Source organism: Pseudomonas fluorescens (assembly GCF_902497875.1).
Taxonomy (GTDB): Bacteria; Pseudomonadota; Gammaproteobacteria; order Pseudomonadales; family Pseudomonadaceae; genus Aquipseudomonas; species Aquipseudomonas fluorescens_BR.
In genome coordinates this window covers 44,331-59,529 of record NZ_CABVHY010000006.1, presented here as the reverse complement: position 1 = coordinate 59,529, position 15,199 = coordinate 44,331, and the positions used below count along the sequence as shown (strand labels likewise).

The 15,199-nt window shown below is 60.1% G+C and carries 14 protein-coding genes; 9 read left to right on the top strand and 5 right to left on the bottom strand.

Features of this window, described 5'->3' with window-relative positions; all coding sequences use genetic code 11:
- Positions 1 to 369: 369 nt before the first annotated feature.
- The 8 genes from putA (at position 370) to F8N85_RS07305 (ending at position 10,871) form a co-directional block, all read left to right on the top strand.
- Entirely contained in the window at positions 370 to 4,323 is a 3,954-nt protein-coding gene (putA, locus tag F8N85_RS07340) for a trifunctional transcriptional regulator/proline dehydrogenase/L-glutamate gamma-semialdehyde dehydrogenase (RefSeq protein WP_150802991.1), read from the top strand.
- A gap of 259 nt (positions 4,324 to 4,582) precedes the next feature.
- Positions 4,583 to 6,385, top strand: a complete 1,803-nt coding sequence (locus tag F8N85_RS07335) for an acyl-CoA dehydrogenase (RefSeq protein ID WP_150802990.1) — start codon at positions 4,583 to 4,585, stop codon at positions 6,383 to 6,385.
- Between the two features lie 132 nt (positions 6,386 to 6,517).
- Entirely contained in the window at positions 6,518 to 7,657 is a 1,140-nt protein-coding gene (gene metX / locus F8N85_RS07330) for a homoserine O-succinyltransferase MetX (protein ID WP_150802989.1), read from the top strand.
- Positions 7,658 to 7,664: 7 nt separating this feature from the next.
- The gene (metW, locus tag F8N85_RS07325) at positions 7,665 to 8,285 is read left to right on the top strand and encodes a methionine biosynthesis protein MetW (RefSeq protein ID WP_150802988.1); all 621 of its coding nucleotides are present in this window, start codon (positions 7,665 to 7,667) and stop codon (positions 8,283 to 8,285) included.
- 26 nt (positions 8,286 to 8,311) lie between these two features.
- The gene (locus F8N85_RS07320; protein WP_150802987.1) at positions 8,312 to 8,746 is read left to right on the top strand and encodes a DUF4426 domain-containing protein; all 435 of its coding nucleotides are present in this window, start codon (positions 8,312 to 8,314) and stop codon (positions 8,744 to 8,746) included.
- The gene (rdgB, locus tag F8N85_RS07315; protein WP_150802986.1) at positions 8,746 to 9,339 is read left to right on the top strand and encodes an RdgB/HAM1 family non-canonical purine NTP pyrophosphatase; all 594 of its coding nucleotides are present in this window, start codon (positions 8,746 to 8,748) and stop codon (positions 9,337 to 9,339) included. The genes F8N85_RS07320 and rdgB overlap by 1 nt, the downstream gene beginning before the upstream one ends.
- A complete protein-coding gene (gene hemW, locus F8N85_RS07310) occupies positions 9,336 to 10,538 on the top strand; it encodes a radical SAM family heme chaperone HemW (protein ID WP_150802985.1) in 1,203 nt (400 codons plus the stop codon). The genes rdgB and hemW overlap by 4 nt, the downstream gene beginning before the upstream one ends.
- 9 nt (positions 10,539 to 10,547) lie before the next feature.
- On the top strand, positions 10,548 to 10,871 hold the full coding sequence (locus tag F8N85_RS07305) for a DUF3392 domain-containing protein (RefSeq protein WP_150802984.1): 324 nt from the start codon (positions 10,548 to 10,550) through the stop codon (positions 10,869 to 10,871).
- 142 nt (positions 10,872 to 11,013) lie between these two features.
- On the opposite strand, the gene trmB is transcribed toward F8N85_RS07305, so the two are convergent.
- From trmB to F8N85_RS07285, 4 genes are all read right to left on the bottom strand, one after another.
- A complete protein-coding gene (gene trmB, locus F8N85_RS07300) occupies positions 11,014 to 11,739 on the bottom strand; it encodes a tRNA (guanosine(46)-N7)-methyltransferase TrmB (RefSeq protein WP_150802983.1) in 726 nt (241 codons plus the stop codon).
- Positions 11,740 to 11,748: 9 nt separating this feature from the next.
- The gene (locus F8N85_RS07295) at positions 11,749 to 12,543 is read right to left on the bottom strand and encodes a thiazole synthase (protein WP_150802982.1); all 795 of its coding nucleotides are present in this window, start codon (positions 12,541 to 12,543) and stop codon (positions 11,749 to 11,751) included.
- A gap of 62 nt (positions 12,544 to 12,605) precedes the next feature.
- Positions 12,606 to 12,806, bottom strand: a complete 201-nt coding sequence (thiS, locus tag F8N85_RS07290; protein ID WP_175645494.1) for a sulfur carrier protein ThiS — start codon at positions 12,804 to 12,806, stop codon at positions 12,606 to 12,608.
- Positions 12,807 to 12,883: 77 nt separating this feature from the next.
- On the bottom strand, positions 12,884 to 13,264 hold the full coding sequence (locus F8N85_RS07285; protein WP_150802981.1) for a DUF423 domain-containing protein: 381 nt from the start codon (positions 13,262 to 13,264) through the stop codon (positions 12,884 to 12,886).
- A 74-nt stretch (positions 13,265 to 13,338) separates the two neighbouring features.
- On the opposite strand from F8N85_RS07285, the gene mtgA reads away from it, so the two are divergent.
- Positions 13,339 to 14,061 (top strand): monofunctional biosynthetic peptidoglycan transglycosylase, encoded by a 723-nt coding sequence (gene mtgA, locus F8N85_RS07280; protein WP_150802980.1) that lies wholly within the window; start codon positions 13,339 to 13,341, stop codon positions 14,059 to 14,061.
- 211 nt (positions 14,062 to 14,272) lie between these two features.
- On the opposite strand, the gene rpoH is transcribed toward mtgA, so the two are convergent.
- On the bottom strand, positions 14,273 to 15,127 hold the full coding sequence (gene rpoH / locus F8N85_RS07270) for an RNA polymerase sigma factor RpoH (protein ID WP_150802978.1): 855 nt from the start codon (positions 15,125 to 15,127) through the stop codon (positions 14,273 to 14,275).
- Positions 15,128 to 15,199: the final 72 nt, after the last annotated feature.

The window sequence follows — 15,199 nt, the reverse complement described above, 5'->3', positions numbered from 1 at the left end:
CATTTATGACTGACGTTTCCCCAGGAAAGCCATCAGCCGATGAACCGTTCTTTTGGACTGGTTGCACCTTGGGCGCGAATGCTATTCAACAAAGCAAATAAGGTGCAACCAGTTTCGGTCGAATAAGTTGCACCTAGTCGGATTTTTAATTGAATTTGCCGTTTTTGCTCCTTTTCGGAGCAAAAACTCAACTCTTCAAAGCAAAAAGCACCAAGCCGACGCGGCTTTCCCCTGCCGGAAATTATTTCCTGACGAGCCGTCTATTTTTCCGACAAAAAAAGGTTGCACCCGGTTGCACCTCGGCCTGCTCGCGGCTAACCTTGCCGCCAGCTGATGTCACGCAGTCGTGGCAAACATGAGGATAAAAATATGGCTACCACCACCCTTGGGGTCAAACTCGATGACCCCACCCGCGAGCGCCTCAAAGCCGCTGCAACCTCGATTGATCGCACGCCCCATTGGCTGATCAAGCAGGCAATTTTCAATTACCTGGAAAAACTCGAGGGTGGTGCAACCCTGACCGAGCTGAACGGTTTGACCAGTAAAGACACTGACGACGCCGTTGACGTGCAGGCTGACCATGCACACCAGTGCTTCCTCGAGTTCGCCGAGAGCATCCTGCCGCAATCGGTCCTGCGCTCTGCGATCACTGCCGCCTACCGTCGCCCGGAGCCGGAAGTGGTGCCGATGCTGATCGAGCAGGCTCGTCTGCCTGCGACCATGGCTGAAGCCACTAACAAGCTGGCCGCCTCGATTGCCGAGAAGCTGCGCAATCAGAAGAGCGCCGGTGGCCGTGCCGGGATCGTTCAGGGCCTGCTGCAGGAATTTTCCCTGTCGTCCCAGGAAGGCGTAGCGCTAATGTGCCTGGCCGAAGCGCTGTTGCGTATCCCGGACAAAGGCACCCGTGACGCGCTGATCCGCGACAAAATCAGCACCGGCAATTGGCATCCGCACCTGGGTAACAGCCCGTCGCTGTTCGTCAACGCCGCGACTTGGGGCCTGCTGCTGACCGGCAAACTGGTCGCCACCCATAACGAAGCCGGCCTGACGTCGTCCCTGAGCCGCATCATCGGCAAGAGCGGCGAGCCGATGATCCGCAAGGGCGTCGACATGGCCATGCGCCTGATGGGCGAGCAGTTCGTCACCGGCGAAACCATCGCCGAAGCCCTGGCCAACGCCAGCAAGTTCGAAGCCAAGGGCTTCCGCTATTCCTACGACATGCTCGGTGAAGCCGCACTGACCGAACATGACGCACAGAAATACCTCGCGTCCTACGAGCAAGCCATCCATTCGATCGGCAAGGCTTCCCACGGTCGCGGCATTTATGAAGGCCCGGGCATCTCGATCAAACTCTCGGCACTGCACCCGCGTTACAGCCGCGCGCAGTACGAACGAGTGATGGACGAGTTGTACCCGCGCCTGCTGTCGCTGACCTTGCTGGCCAAGCACTACGACATCGGCCTGAACATCGACGCCGAAGAAGCCGACCGCCTCGAGCTGTCGCTGGATCTGCTGGAGCGTCTGTGCTTCGAGCCGCAACTGACCGGCTGGAACGGCATCGGTTTCGTGATCCAGGCTTACCAGAAGCGTTGCCCGTACGTGATCGACTACGTGATCGACCTGGCTCGTCGCAGCCGTCATCGCCTGATGATTCGCCTGGTGAAAGGCGCGTACTGGGACAGCGAGATCAAGCGCGCCCAGGTCGAAGGCCTGGAAGGCTATCCGGTCTACACCCGCAAGGTGTACACCGACGTGTCCTACATTGCTTGTGCGCGCAAACTGCTGTCGGTGCCGGAAGTCATCTACCCGCAGTTCGCCACCCACAACGCCCACACCCTGTCGGCCATTTACCATATCGCCGGTCAGAACTACTACCCGGGTCAGTACGAGTTCCAATGCCTGCATGGCATGGGTGAACCGCTGTACGAGCAGGTGGTAGGCAAGGTTTCCGAAGGCAAGCTGAACCGTCCATGCCGCGTCTACGCGCCGGTCGGAACTCACGAAACACTGCTGGCCTACCTGGTCCGTCGCCTGCTGGAAAACGGTGCGAACACCTCGTTCGTCAACCGCATCGCCGACCAATCCATCTCGATTCAGGAGCTGGTGGCCGATCCAGTGGCCAGCATCGAGCAGATGGCGACGCTGGAAGGCGGCTTCGGCCTGCCACACCCGCGTATCCCGCTGCCGCGTGATCTGTACGGTTCCGAACGCGCCAACTCGAGCGGCATCGACCTGGCCAACGAACACCGTTTGGCGTCGTTGTCCTGCGCCTTGCTGGCCACTGCTCATAACAGCTGGAAAGCCGCGCCGATGCTCGGCTGCGTTTCCAGCACTGAAACCCCTGCGCCAGTGCTGAACCCGTCCGATCTGCGTGACGTTGTTGGCCATGTACAGGAAGCGACCGTCGAAGATGTCGACAATGCAATTCAGTGCGCGCTGAAAGCCGCACCGATCTGGCAAGCCACCCCGCCAGCCGAGCGCGCCGCGATTCTTGAACGTGCCGCCGACTTGATGGAAGGCGAGATTCAGCCGCTGATGGGCCTGTTGGCTCGCGAAGCAGGCAAGACCTTTGCCAACGCCATCGCCGAAGTGCGTGAAGCCGTGGACTTCCTGCGTTACTACGCAGTGCAGGCTCGTAACGATTTCACCAACGATGCCCACCGCCCGCTGGGCCCGGTGGTTTGCATCAGTCCGTGGAACTTCCCGCTGGCGATCTTCAGTGGCCAGGTTGCTGCAGCCTTGGCTGCCGGTAACCCGGTGCTGGCGAAACCTGCTGAACAAACGCCACTGGTCGCGGCTCAAGCCGTGCGCCTGATGCTCGAAGCCGGTATCCCCGAAGGCGTGCTGCAACTGCTGCCGGGCCGTGGCGAGACCGTAGGCGCCCGCCTGGTCGGCGACGATCGGGTCAAAGGCGTGATGTTCACCGGTTCCACCGAAGTCGCGCGCTTGTTGCAACGCAGTGTCGCCGGTCGCCTGGATACCCAGGGCCGTCCGATCCCGCTGATCGCTGAAACCGGCGGCCAGAACGCGATGATCGTCGACTCCTCGGCACTGACCGAACAAGTGGTCATCGACGTCGTATCCTCGGCCTTCGACAGCGCCGGCCAACGTTGCTCGGCCCTGCGCGTACTGTGTCTGCAGGAAGATTCCGCCGACCGCGTCATCGAAATGCTCAAAGGCGCCATGGCCGAATGCCGTCTCGGCAACCCGGAACGCTTGTCCGTGGACATCGGCCCGGTGATCGACGCCGAAGCCAAGGCTGGCATCGAGAAACACATCCAGGCCATGCGCGACAAAGGCCGCAGCGTGTATCAGGTGGCAATCGCCAATACTGAAGAAGTCAAACGCGGCACCTTCGTCATGCCGACCCTGATCGAACTGGAAAGCTTCGACGAGCTGCAACGGGAGATCTTCGGTCCGGTGCTGCACGTGGTGCGCTACAAGCGTAAAGAGATTGATCAGCTGATCGGCCAGATCAACGCTTCCGGCTACGGTCTGACCCTGGGCGTTCACACCCGCATCGACGAAACCATCGCCAAGGTGATCGACAACGTCAATGCCGGTAACGTCTACGTCAACCGCAACATCGTCGGTGCCGTGGTCGGTGTGCAACCGTTCGGTGGCGAAGGCCTGTCGGGTACCGGTCCGAAAGCCGGTGGTCCGCTGTACCTGTACCGCCTGCTGTCGACTCGTCCTACCGATGCGATCGAGCAATCCTTCGTTCGCGGCGACGCGTTGAGCGCACCGGATGTTCGTCTGCGCGATGCCATGAGCAAACCGCTGACCGCTCTGAAAACCTGGGCTGACAGCAATAAACAGGCTGACCTGAGCGCGCTTTGCCTGCAATTCGCAGCGCAATCGCAAAGCGGTATCACTCGCCTGCTGAGCGGCCCGACCGGCGAACGCAACAGCTACGCCATCCTGCCACGCGAGCACGTGCTGTGCCTGGCGGAAGTCGAAGCGGATCTGCTAAGCCAACTGGCTGCGGTACTGGCCGTCGGTGGTTCGGCAGTCTGGCCGGATGCCGAGCTGAACAAGGCGCTTTACACTCGCCTGCCGAAAGAAGTGCAAGCACGCATCACACTGGTCAACGACTGGAGCAAGGACGAAGTGGTTTTCGATGCAGTCCTGCATCACGGCCACTCCGACCAGCTGCGTGCGGTCTGCCAGCAAGTGGCCAAACGTGCCGGCGCTATCGTCGGGGTTCACGGCCTGTCCCAAGGCGAAACCAGCATTGCGCTGGAACGTCTGGTGATCGAGCGTGCACTGAGCGTTAACACTGCTGCTGCGGGTGGTAATGCCAGCTTGATGACTATCGGTTAAACCGTAACAAGACCAGGCATCTGCAATAGGTGCCTGGTGTACAAATCCCTGTGGGAGCGAGCCTGCTCGCGATAGCGGTGTGTCATCCAACATAGATGCTGGATGTGCCGGCCTCTTCGCGAGCAGGCTCGCTCCCACATTTATTTTGTGGCGCCTGCTAAGTCGCTGCTCTGCTCCACCATCACGCTCATCAATCATCCTGTTCACCCTGCCCTCCCCCCGCCTAGACTCGGTCCACTCCAAAAAAAGGTAGGCCGCCATGTCCGAGACGTTGCTCAGTTCCCGCAATCTGGCTTTCGAGCTGTATGAAGTCCTTGATGCCGAAGGCCTGACTCGGCGTGAGCGGTTCGCTGAACACAATCGCGAAACCTTCGATGCTGCCATTGGCACCGCCCGAAGCATTGCCGAGAAGTTCTTTGCCCCGCATAACCGCAAGGGCGACGAGAACGAACCGCGCTACGAAGACGGCCAGGCGATCCTGATTCCAGAGGTAAAACCGGCGGTCGATGCCTTCCTCGAAGCCGGCTTCCTCAACGCCGCGCGCAGTTTCGAGGCCGGCGGCATGCAGTTGCCGACCCTGCTCTCGCAAGCCTGCTTCGCGCATTTCCAATCGGCCAACGCGGCATCGACTTCGTACCCGTTCCTGACCATGGGTGCAGCGAACCTGATCGAAAGCTTCGGTACCGAGGAGCAGAAACAACGCTTCCTGCAGCCAATGATCGACGGGCGTTTCTTCGGCACCATGGCCTTGACCGAGCCCCACGCCGGCTCGTCGCTATCGGATATCCGCACCCGCGCCGAACCGGTCGCCGATGGCACTTACCGGCTCAAGGGCAACAAGATCTTCATCTCCGGCGGCGATCATTCGTTGTCGGAAAACATTGTGCACATGGTTCTGGCCAAGCTGCCGGATGCGCCCGCGGGGGTGAAAGGCATTTCGCTGTTTATCGTGCCCAAGTTCCTGGTCAACGATGACGGCAGTCTCGGCCCGCGCAACGACGTACTGCTGGCCGGGCTATTCCACAAGATGGGCTGGCGCGGCACCACCTCCACCGCACTTAACTTCGGCGATAACGGCGAGTGTGTCGGTTATCTGGTGGGCAAGCCGCACCAGGGCCTGAGCTACATGTTCCAGATGATGAACGAGGCACGGATCGGCGTCGGCATGGGCGCGGTGATGCTTGGCTACGCCGGGTACCTGTATTCCCTGGAGTACGCTCGCGAGCGTCCGCAAGGTCGCCTGCCGGACAGCAAGGACCCGAATACCGCACCGGTCTCGATCATCCAGCACGCCGACGTCAAACGCATGCTGCTGACTCAAAAGGCTTACGTCGAGGGCGCTTTCGACCTGGGTCTGTATGCCGCGAGATTGTTCGACGACACCACCACTCTCGAAACCGAAACCGAACGTAAACAAGCCCACGAACTGCTGGACCTGCTGACCCCTATCGTTAAATCCTGGCCATCGGAGTTTTGCCTGAAAGCCAACGAACTGGCGATCCAGATTCTCGGCGGTCACGGCTACACCCGCGAATACCCGGTGGAACAGTACTACCGTGACAATCGCCTGAACCCGATCCACGAAGGCACCCATGGCATCCAGTCACTGGATCTGCTGGGGCGCAAACTCGCGCAGAACGGCGGGGCCGGGCTCAAGCAGCTGATTCGGCTGATCGCCAACACCGCCGAGCGGGCCCAGGCCCATGAATCCCTGACGCCGCTGCGCCAACCACTGGAGCAACTGGTCGCACGACTGCAAACCGTCACCCTTGGCCTGCTGACCGACCTCGGTCAGGGCAAGGTCAACAGCAGCCTGGCCAATTCGGCGTTGTACCTCAAAGCCTTCGGCCACACGGTGATCGGCTGGCGCTGGCTGGAACAGGCGATCCGCGCTGAAGAGGGACTGCTCAAGGGCAATGAGGCGGATCTCGGCTTCTATAAAGGCAAGCTGCAAGCCGCCCGCTACTTCCTGACCTGGGAAGTACCGGGCTGCCATCATGAGCTGGCGATTCTCGAGGCCCGCGATGACACGTGCCTAACCATGCGCGATGAGTGGTTTTGATCACCTGAAACCACCGAGACGCCGATGCCGGGGTTTCTGGAAACAGACTAATTTCCAGATGCCCCGGCCTTTGCTTGCTGCTGGGGACAGCGCTCATTAGACTTACGCCTCATTTAAGCGAGAGCAGGGTCGATGTCCACTGTCTTTCCCCACGATTCCGTTGGTTTGGTGACGCCGCAAATGGCGCACTTCAGCGAGCCCCTGGCCCTTGCCTGCGGCCGCTCCCTGCCAGCCTATGATCTGATCTACGAAACCTATGGCGCGCTGAACGCCACGGCCAGCAATGCCGTGCTGATCTGCCATGCGCTGTCCGGCCACCACCACGCCGCAGGCTTTCACAACCCCGACGACCGTAAACCCGGTTGGTGGGACAGTTGCATCGGCCCCGGCAAACCGATCGATACCAGCAAGTTCTTCGTCGTCAGCCTGAACAACCTCGGCGGCTGCAACGGCTCCACCGGCCCGAGCAGCATCAACCCGGAAAGTGGCAAACCCTTTGGCGCCGACTTCCCGGTATTGACCGTCGAAGACTGGGTCCACAGCCAGGCGCGCCTGGCCGACCTGCTGGGCATCAGCCAGTGGGCCGCGGTGATCGGCGGCAGCCTGGGTGGCATGCAGGCCTTGCAGTGGAGCATCAGCTACCCCGAGCGCATCCGTCACTGCCTGGCGATCGCCTCGGCCCCCAAGCTGTCGGCGCAGAACATCGCCTTCAACGAAGTGGCGCGCCAAGCCATCCTGACCGACCCCGAGTTCCACGGCGGCTCGTTCCAGGAACAGGGCGTGATCCCCAAGCGCGGACTGATGTTGGCGCGGATGGTCGGGCACATCACCTACCTGTCGGATGACTCCATGGGCGAGAAATTCGGCCGTGGCCTGAAGAGCGAAAAGCTCAACTACGACTTCCACAGCGTCGAGTTCCAGGTTGAAAGCTATCTGCGTTATCAGGGTGAGGAGTTCTCCGGACGTTTCGATGCCAACACCTACCTGCTGATGACCAAGGCCCTGGACTACTTCGATCCGGCGGCGAATTACGATGACGACCTGGCAAAAACCTTCGCCGGGGCCAAAGCCAGGTTCTGCGTGATGTCCTTCACCACCGACTGGCGCTTCTCTCCGGCCCGCTCGCGGGAACTGGTGGACGCGCTGATGGCCGCCAGGAAAGACGTCTGCTACCTGGAGATCGATGCTCCGCAAGGCCACGACGCCTTCCTGATTCCGATCCCGCGCTACTTGCAGGCTTTCAGCAACTACATGAACCGAATTTCGCTTTGAGGACGCCATGAGAGCCGACCTGGAAATCATCCAAGACTGGATCCCCGCCGGCAGCCGCGTGCTCGACCTCGGCTGCGGCGATGGCGAACTGCTCACCTGGCTGCGGGACAACAAGCAAGTCACCGGCTACGGCCTGGAAAACGACCCGGACAACATTGCCGAATGCGTAGCCAAAGGCATCAACGTCATCGAGCAGGATCTGGACAAGGGGCTGGGTAACTTTGCCAGCAACAGTTTCGATGTTGTCGTCATGACTCAGGCCCTGCAAGCCGTGCACTACCCGGACCGGATCCTCGACGAAATGTTACGGGTCGGTCGCCAATGCATCATTACCTTCCCCAACTTCGGTCACTGGCGCTGCCGCTGGTACCTGGCCAGCAAAGGCCGGATGCCCGTCTCGGACTTCCTCCCCTACACCTGGTACAACACGCCGAACATTCACTTTTGCACCTTTGAAGACTTCGAAGCCCTGTGCAGCGAGCGTAAAGCGCGAGTCATCGATCGACTTGCCGTCGATCAACAACATCGACATGGGTGGGCGAGTAAGCTATGGCCTAATCTATTAGGTGAGATCGGCATCTACCGCGTCAGCAGCCCTGGCCTGCAGGATCACCGGGTCGCGGTATAAACCACGCTATATCGAGGAGAACGAACATGGGTCGCTTGGCTATTTTTCTACTTACTGCCTGCTTGAGCCTGACCGCCATGGCGGCCGATGTCATCAAAGGTGAACGCAAGGAAGTGTTCGGTGACGTCACCGTGCACTACAACACCTTCAACTCGACGTTCATCCAGCCGGACATCGCCAAAGCCGCCGAACTGGTGCGCAGCAAGAATCAGGGCGTAATCAATGTCTCCGTGATCAAGGACGGAAAACCGCTGGTCTCCGACGTCAGCGGCACGGTCAAGGACCTCATCAGCGCCCCCATTCCGCTGAAGTTCAAGCAGATCACCGAGCAAGGCGCGATCTATTACATTGCGCAGTTCCCTGTGGACCAACAGGAAACCCGCACCTTCACGATCAATGTTAAAACTGGCGGCAAAACCAACAGCTTCAGTTTTAACCAAGAGCTTTTCCCGGGCGAATAATGAATTTCACGCAACTCGTATTGGCCAGCCACAACGCCGGCAAACTCAAAGAACTCCAGGCCATGCTCGGTGAGTCCGTGCATTTGCACTCGATTGGCGAGTTCAGCAGCATCGAACCGGAAGAAACCGGCCTGTCGTTCGTCGAAAACGCCATCCTCAAGGCCCGTAATGCCTCGCGCATTTCCGGTCTGCCAGCATTGGCCGACGACTCCGGGCTGGCGGTAGATTTTCTCGGCGGCGCGCCCGGCATCTACTCCGCACGCTATGCCGACGGCCAGGGCGACGCGGCCAACAACGCCAAGCTGCTGGAGGTCTTGAAGGATGTGCCTGAAGCCGAGCGCGGCGCGCAGTTCGTTTGCGTGCTGGCCCTGGTTCGACACGCCGACGACCCGCTGCCGATTCTCTGCGAAGGGCTGTGGCATGGGCGTATCCTGCCTGCCGCCAGCGGGGCACACGGTTTCGGCTACGACCCGCTGTTCTGGGTCCCGGAGCGCAATTGCTCCAGCGCCGAACTCAGCCCGAGCGAAAAAAACCAACTGAGCCATCGCGCCCGCGCCATGGCCCTGCTGCGCCAGCGTCTGGGGCTGGCATGAGTAAGGATTCATCCGCGCAGCCGCTGATTTTCGGCGGCGCGCAAACGCCTCGCGCGGCCCTGGCCCAGCTGCCGCCTCTGGCCTTGTACATCCACATTCCCTGGTGTGTACGCAAATGCCCGTATTGCGACTTCAACTCCCATACCGCAAGCCCCGTGCTACCGGAACAGGAGTATGTCGACGCGCTGTTGGCCGACCTTGATCAGGACCTGCACGCCGTCTACGGCCGCGAACTGAGCTCGATCTTTTTCGGCGGCGGCACGCCCAGCCTGTTCAGCGCCGACGCTTTGGGCCGCCTGCTCAAAGGCGTGGAACAACGTATCCCGTTTGCCGACGACATCGAGATCACCCTGGAAGCCAACCCCGGGACCTTCGAGCAAGAGAAATTCGTCGCTTACCGCGCCCTGGGCATCAATCGCTTGTCGATCGGTATCCAGAGTTTCCAGGAAGAGAAACTCAAGGCGCTGGGCCGGATCCACAACGGTGACGAAGCCGTACGTGCCGCCGGCATGGCCCGTCAGGCGGGCTTCGACAACTTCAACCTGGACCTGATGCATGGCTTGCCCGATCAGTCCCTGGACGATGCCCTGAGCGACCTGCGCCAGGCCATTGCGCTGAACCCAACCCATTTGTCCTGGTATCAGCTGACCCTGGAACCTAATACGGTGTTCTGGAACCAGCCACCGACACTGCCCGAAGACGACACCCTGTGGGACATTCAGGAAGCCGGCCAGGCACTGCTGGCCGAGCACGGATACGCACAGTACGAGGTCTCCGCGTATGCCCTGCCCGGACGCCCGGCGCGGCATAACCTCAATTACTGGAGTTTTGGCGACTTCATCGGCATCGGTGCGGGCGCCCACGGCAAGCTCAGCCATCCCGACGGGCGCATCATTCGCACCTGGAAAACCCGCCTGCCCAAGGACTACCTGAACCCGGCCAAAAGCTTTCAGGCCGGCGAGAAATCCCTGAGCAACGAAGAGTTGCCGTTCGAGTTCCTGATGAATGCCTTGCGCCTGACCGATGGCGTCGAATCCAGGCTCTATCCGGAGCGCACCGGGCTGCCTTTGGAAAGCCTCGCCGAAGGCCGTCGCGAAGCCGAACAAAGTGGCTTGTTGCAGGTCGAACCGTCACGCCTGGTAGCCACCGAGCGCGGACAACTCTTTCTCAATGACTTGCTGCAGAAATTTCTGACATAAGGAAATCGAATGGATTTGGTACTCGACCTGCTCGCCACCGTGTCTCGTTGGAGCCGCAGCAACCTTTCGGAAATCTCTCTGGCGCTGGTCGGCTGCCTGCTGGTGCTGTTCGGCGCGGACATCAAAGGCTGGATCGAACAACGCCTGGGCGGCATTGCCGGCGCCCTGCGCGTACCATTGATGGCCCTGCTGTGCATGGTCGGCAGCGGCGTCGCACTGATCTATGCCACACCCTGGATCATCAAGGGCCTGAGCCAGTTCAACAACTACAGCCTGGCGCCAGTGTTGTTGGTGGTGCTGGTGTTGATCGGGGTTGTCGCAGACCGCCGCTAACCCGAACACAACCCAAAACAAATGTGGGAGCGAGCTTGCTCGCGATAGCGGTCTTTCAGTCAACATAAATGTCGACTGTTATGGCCTCATCGCGAGCAAGCTCGCTCCCACATAGATTGCACTTCGGCAGGAGCTTTAGCTCTTAATCCAACTTCTCGAACTTCAAATCCCAAACCCCATGCCCTAAACGCTCACCACGACGTTCAAACTTGGTGATCGGGCGTTCGGTCGGGCGCGGCACGCATTTGCCGTCTTCGGCCAGGTTGCGGTAGCCCGGCGCGACGTCCATGACTTCCAGCATGTACTCGGCATAGGGTTCCCAATCGGTCGCCATATGCAGCACACCGCCGACTTTCAACTTGCTGCGCACCAGTTCGGCGAAGGACGCCTGAACGATACGGCGCTTGTGGTGACGGCTCTTGTGCCAAGGGTCCGGGAAAAACAGCAGCAGACGATCGAGGCTGTTATCCGCAATACAGCGGTTGAGCACTTCGATCGCGTCGCAATCGTAGACCCGCAGGTTGGTCAGGCCTTGAGTCAGCACGCCATTAAGCAGCGCGCCGACACCCGGGCGGTGGACTTCAACGCCGATGAAATCCTGCTCAGGTGAAGCTGCGGCCATTTCCAGCAACGAATGCCCCATGCCGAAACCGATTTCCAGGGTGCGCGGCGCCGAGCGGCCGAACACCTGGTCGAAGTCCACCGGCGCATCGGCCAGTGGCAGAACGAACAGCGGCGTACCTTGCTCCAGACCTTTTTGCTGGCCTTCAGTCATACGCCCGGCGCGCATCACGAAACTCTTGATGCGGCGGTGTTGGCGTTCTTCGCCTTCTGCAGGCGCGATAGGCGTGTCGTTTGATTCAGTCATCAATGGCTCTTACTTGATCAGACCATCCAGCGGCGAGGAGGCGCTGGCATAGAGTTTTTTCGGCATGCGCCCGGCGAGATAAGCCAGACGACCTGCAACAATCGCGTGCTTCATGGCTTCAGCCATCATGATCGGCTGTTGTGCATTGGCGATGGCCGAGTTCATCAGCACCGCTTCGCAACCCAACTCCATGGCGATGGTCGCATCGGAGGCGGTACCCACGCCGGCATCCACCAGCACCGGGATCTTGGCTTCTTCGAGGATGATCCGCAGGTTGTACGGGTTGCAGATCCCCAGCCCGGTACCGATCAGGCCGGCCAATGGCATCACGGCGATGCAGCCGATTTGCTCCAGTTGCCGGGCGATGATCGGGTCATCGCTGGTGTAGACCATCACGTCGAAACCATCCTTGACCAGTATTTCCGCGGCTTTGAGGGTTTCGATCACGTTGGGAAACAGGGTCTTCTGATCCGCCAGGACTTCCAGCTTGACCAGGTTATGGCCATCCAGCAGCTCACGGGCAAGACGGCAAGTGCGCACGGCCTCGATCGCGTCATAGCAACCGGCGGTGTTTGGCAGGATGGTGTAACGATCCGGCGGCAGGATATCGAGCAGGTTCGGTTCACCCGGGTTCTGGCCGATATTGGTCCGGCGCACGGCAACGGTGACGATTTCCGCGCCCGAGGCTTCGATGGCCAGACGGGTTTCTTCCATGTCGCGGTACTTGCCGGTGCCAACCAGCAAACGCGACTGGTAAGTACGACCGGCCAGGACGAAGGGCTTATCGCTACGAACGTTGCTCATGGGAAATCCTCTGTGGGGGTGAGGTTCTGCAGAATTCTTTGCTGATGAAATGACCGGGAGCCCTAGCCGCCGCCGATGGCGTGGACCACTTCGACCTGATCGCCCTCACTGAGCGCAGTCTCGGCATGCTGGCTGCGCGGGACGATATCCAGATTGAGTTCGACCGCCACCCGGCGTCCGGTCAGATCCAGGCGGGTCAGCAGGGCCGCAACGGTTTCGCCGTCGGGCAGTTCAAAGGATTCACCGTTCAACTGAATGCGCATACCGGATGCCGTCATCATTTTTAGGGGTCAGCATTCTAGCCCGATCAGTCAGGCCGACCCAAGCCCTGTCGGTCGCCTCAAGCGGCGAGCTGCAGGCGCCAGGCTGCAAGCCCCAGGCAGAACCAGCCGATGAGGAAGGCCAGACCACCGAAGGGCGTCACGATACCGAGCTTGCTGATGCCCGTCAGGGTCAACAGATACAAGCTGCCGGAGAACAACAGAATGCCGATGACAAACGAGACGCCCGCCCATGTCATCAGCCGTCCGGGTATTTGAGCGGCCAGTAGCGCAACCCCCAGCAACGCCAGGGTATGCACTAACTGATAGGTGACCCCCGTGTGAAAGATCGCCAGATATTCCGCACTGAGGCGATTTTTCAGGCCGTGGGCGGCAAACGCGCCGAGGGCGACGCCGGTAAACCCGAAGAAGGCAGCCAGCATCAGAAAGCCACGCAGCATGTAGAACTCCAGTCAGAATCATTCAACAGGGTCTGTATAATGGCCCGCTCAACGGGTTCGGCCAAGCCATCTCTATGCTGCGTTTATTTATTCGTCAATTCACCAAAGCCCTGCTCTGGTTCGCAGCTGGCAGCATTCTGCTGGTGCTGGTGTTTCGCTTCGTGCCGCCACCGGGAACGGCGCTCATGGTCGAGCGCAAGGTCGCATCCTGGTTCAACGGCGAGCCGATCGACCTGCAACGTGACTGGCAGCCATGGGAGAAGATCTCTGACCACCTGAAGATCGCAGTGATTGCTGGCGAAGATCAGAAGTTCTCCGAGCACTGGGGTTTTGATTTCGGTGCCATTCAGGCGGCATTTGCCCATAACGAACGCGGTGGCTCGATTCGCGGCGCCAGCACCCTGAGCCAGCAGGTGTCGAAGAACCTGTTTCTGTGGTCGGGGCGCAGCTGGTTGCGCAAAGGGCTGGAGGCCTGGTTTACCGGGCTGATCGAAATACTCTGGCCCAAGCAGCGGATCCTTGAGGTCTACCTCAACAGCGTGGAATGGGATGCCGGGGTCTTCGGCGCCGAAGCAGCGTCTCGGCACCACTTCGGCGTTGGCGCAGGCTCACTGTCGCGCCAGCAAGCCAGCCTGCTGGCGGCCGTGCTGCCCAACCCGCGAGCATGGAGCGCCGGCCATCCAAGCAGCTATGTGGCGCGCCGCGCCGGCTGGATCCGCCGACAGATGGGGCAATTGGGTGGCGAGGGTTATCTGGCAGGGCTGAACGACTCACGCAGGGCGCCCTGGTCTCAATAGCCGAGCACTATCTTTTGAACACAGAACATTCCCTGTGGGAGCGAGCTTGCTCGCGAAGGGGTCATGACATTCAGCATCAATGTTGAATGTTAGTCCGCATTCGCGAGCAAGCTCGCTCCCACACTGGTTTTGTGCTGGATCAGGATTATTGAGCACAAACAAAAACGCCCCAATCATTGATCAGGGCGTTTTTTATTGCTTATCGCTGCAGTTAAGCGGCGATCGACAACTTGAGCTTGTTCATCGCGCTTTTCTCAAGCTGACGAATACGCTCGGCCGACACGTTGTACTTCTGCGCCAGGTCATGCAGCGTGGCTTTCTCTTCCGCCAGCCAGCGCTGGTAGAGGATGTCGCGGCTGCGATCGTCGAGCACCTCCAGCGCTTCGTGCAGGTTGTGGTTCGAGTTGTCGCTCCAGTCGGCATCTTCCAGTTGACGGGCCGGGTCGTACCGGTGGTCTTCCAGATAGTTGGCCGGCGACTGGAAGGCGCTGTCGTCGTCCGCTTCCGCAGCCGGATCGAAGGCCATGTCATGGCCGGTCAGGCGGCTTTCCATCTCGCGCACTTCCCGCGGCTCTACGCCGAGGCTTTGCGCCACGCGATGGACTTCCTCGTTGTTCAGCCAGGCCAGACGTTTTTTCTGGCTGCGCAGGTTGAAGAACAGCTTGCGCTGGGCCTTGGTCGTGGCGACCTTGACGATGCGCCAGTTGCGCAGGATGAACTCGTGGATCTCAGCCTTGATCCAGTGCACGGCGAATGACACCAGACGCACGCCCATTTCCGGGTTGAAGCGCTTTACCGCTTTCATCAGCCCGACGTTGCCTTCCTGGATCAGGTCAGCCTGGGCCAGGCCGTAGCCGGAATAGCTGCGGGCAATATGTACAACAAAACGCAGGTGGGCGAGCACCATCTGCCGAGCCGCCCCCAAATCCTGCTCATAGTAGAGACTCTCGGCCAGTTCACGCTCCTGCTCCGGCGTCAGCAATGGAATGCTGTTCACCGTGTGCACATAAGCCTCCAGGTTTGCGCCTGGGACTAAAGCATATGCAGGTTGCAAAGAAGTGGTCATACGAAAAAACCTCCGACTCACATAACTCGTGCAGTTCAGCACTGCGAAAATTGACCGGAAACCGAACGACAA

Coding starts and splice junctions, on each gene's coding strand:
- thiS (WP_175645494.1), bottom strand. CDS start 12,806: ATGCGCATTCAGTTGAACGGTGAATCCTTTGAACTGCCCGACGGCGAA.
- mtgA (WP_150802980.1), top strand. CDS start 13,339: ATGCTGCGTTTATTTATTCGTCAATTCACCAAAGCCCTGCTCTGGTTC.
- F8N85_RS07285 (WP_150802981.1), bottom strand. CDS start 13,264: ATGCTGCGTGGCTTTCTGATGCTGGCTGCCTTCTTCGGGTTTACCGGC.
- F8N85_RS07320 (WP_150802987.1), top strand. CDS start 8,312: ATGGGTCGCTTGGCTATTTTTCTACTTACTGCCTGCTTGAGCCTGACC.
- trmB (WP_150802983.1), bottom strand. CDS start 11,739: ATGACTGAATCAAACGACACGCCTATCGCGCCTGCAGAAGGCGAAGAA.
- metW (WP_150802988.1), top strand. CDS start 7,665: ATGAGAGCCGACCTGGAAATCATCCAAGACTGGATCCCCGCCGGCAGC.
- rdgB (WP_150802986.1), top strand. CDS start 8,746: ATGAATTTCACGCAACTCGTATTGGCCAGCCACAACGCCGGCAAACTC.
- putA (WP_150802991.1), top strand. CDS start 370: ATGGCTACCACCACCCTTGGGGTCAAACTCGATGACCCCACCCGCGAG.
- F8N85_RS07295 (WP_150802982.1), bottom strand. CDS start 12,543: ATGAGCAACGTTCGTAGCGATAAGCCCTTCGTCCTGGCCGGTCGTACT.
- rpoH (WP_150802978.1), bottom strand. CDS start 15,127: ATGACCACTTCTTTGCAACCTGCATATGCTTTAGTCCCAGGCGCAAAC.
- metX (WP_150802989.1), top strand. CDS start 6,518: ATGTCCACTGTCTTTCCCCACGATTCCGTTGGTTTGGTGACGCCGCAA.
- F8N85_RS07305 (WP_150802984.1), top strand. CDS start 10,548: ATGGATTTGGTACTCGACCTGCTCGCCACCGTGTCTCGTTGGAGCCGC.
- hemW (WP_150802985.1), top strand. CDS start 9,336: ATGAGTAAGGATTCATCCGCGCAGCCGCTGATTTTCGGCGGCGCGCAA.
- F8N85_RS07335 (WP_150802990.1), top strand. CDS start 4,583: ATGTCCGAGACGTTGCTCAGTTCCCGCAATCTGGCTTTCGAGCTGTAT.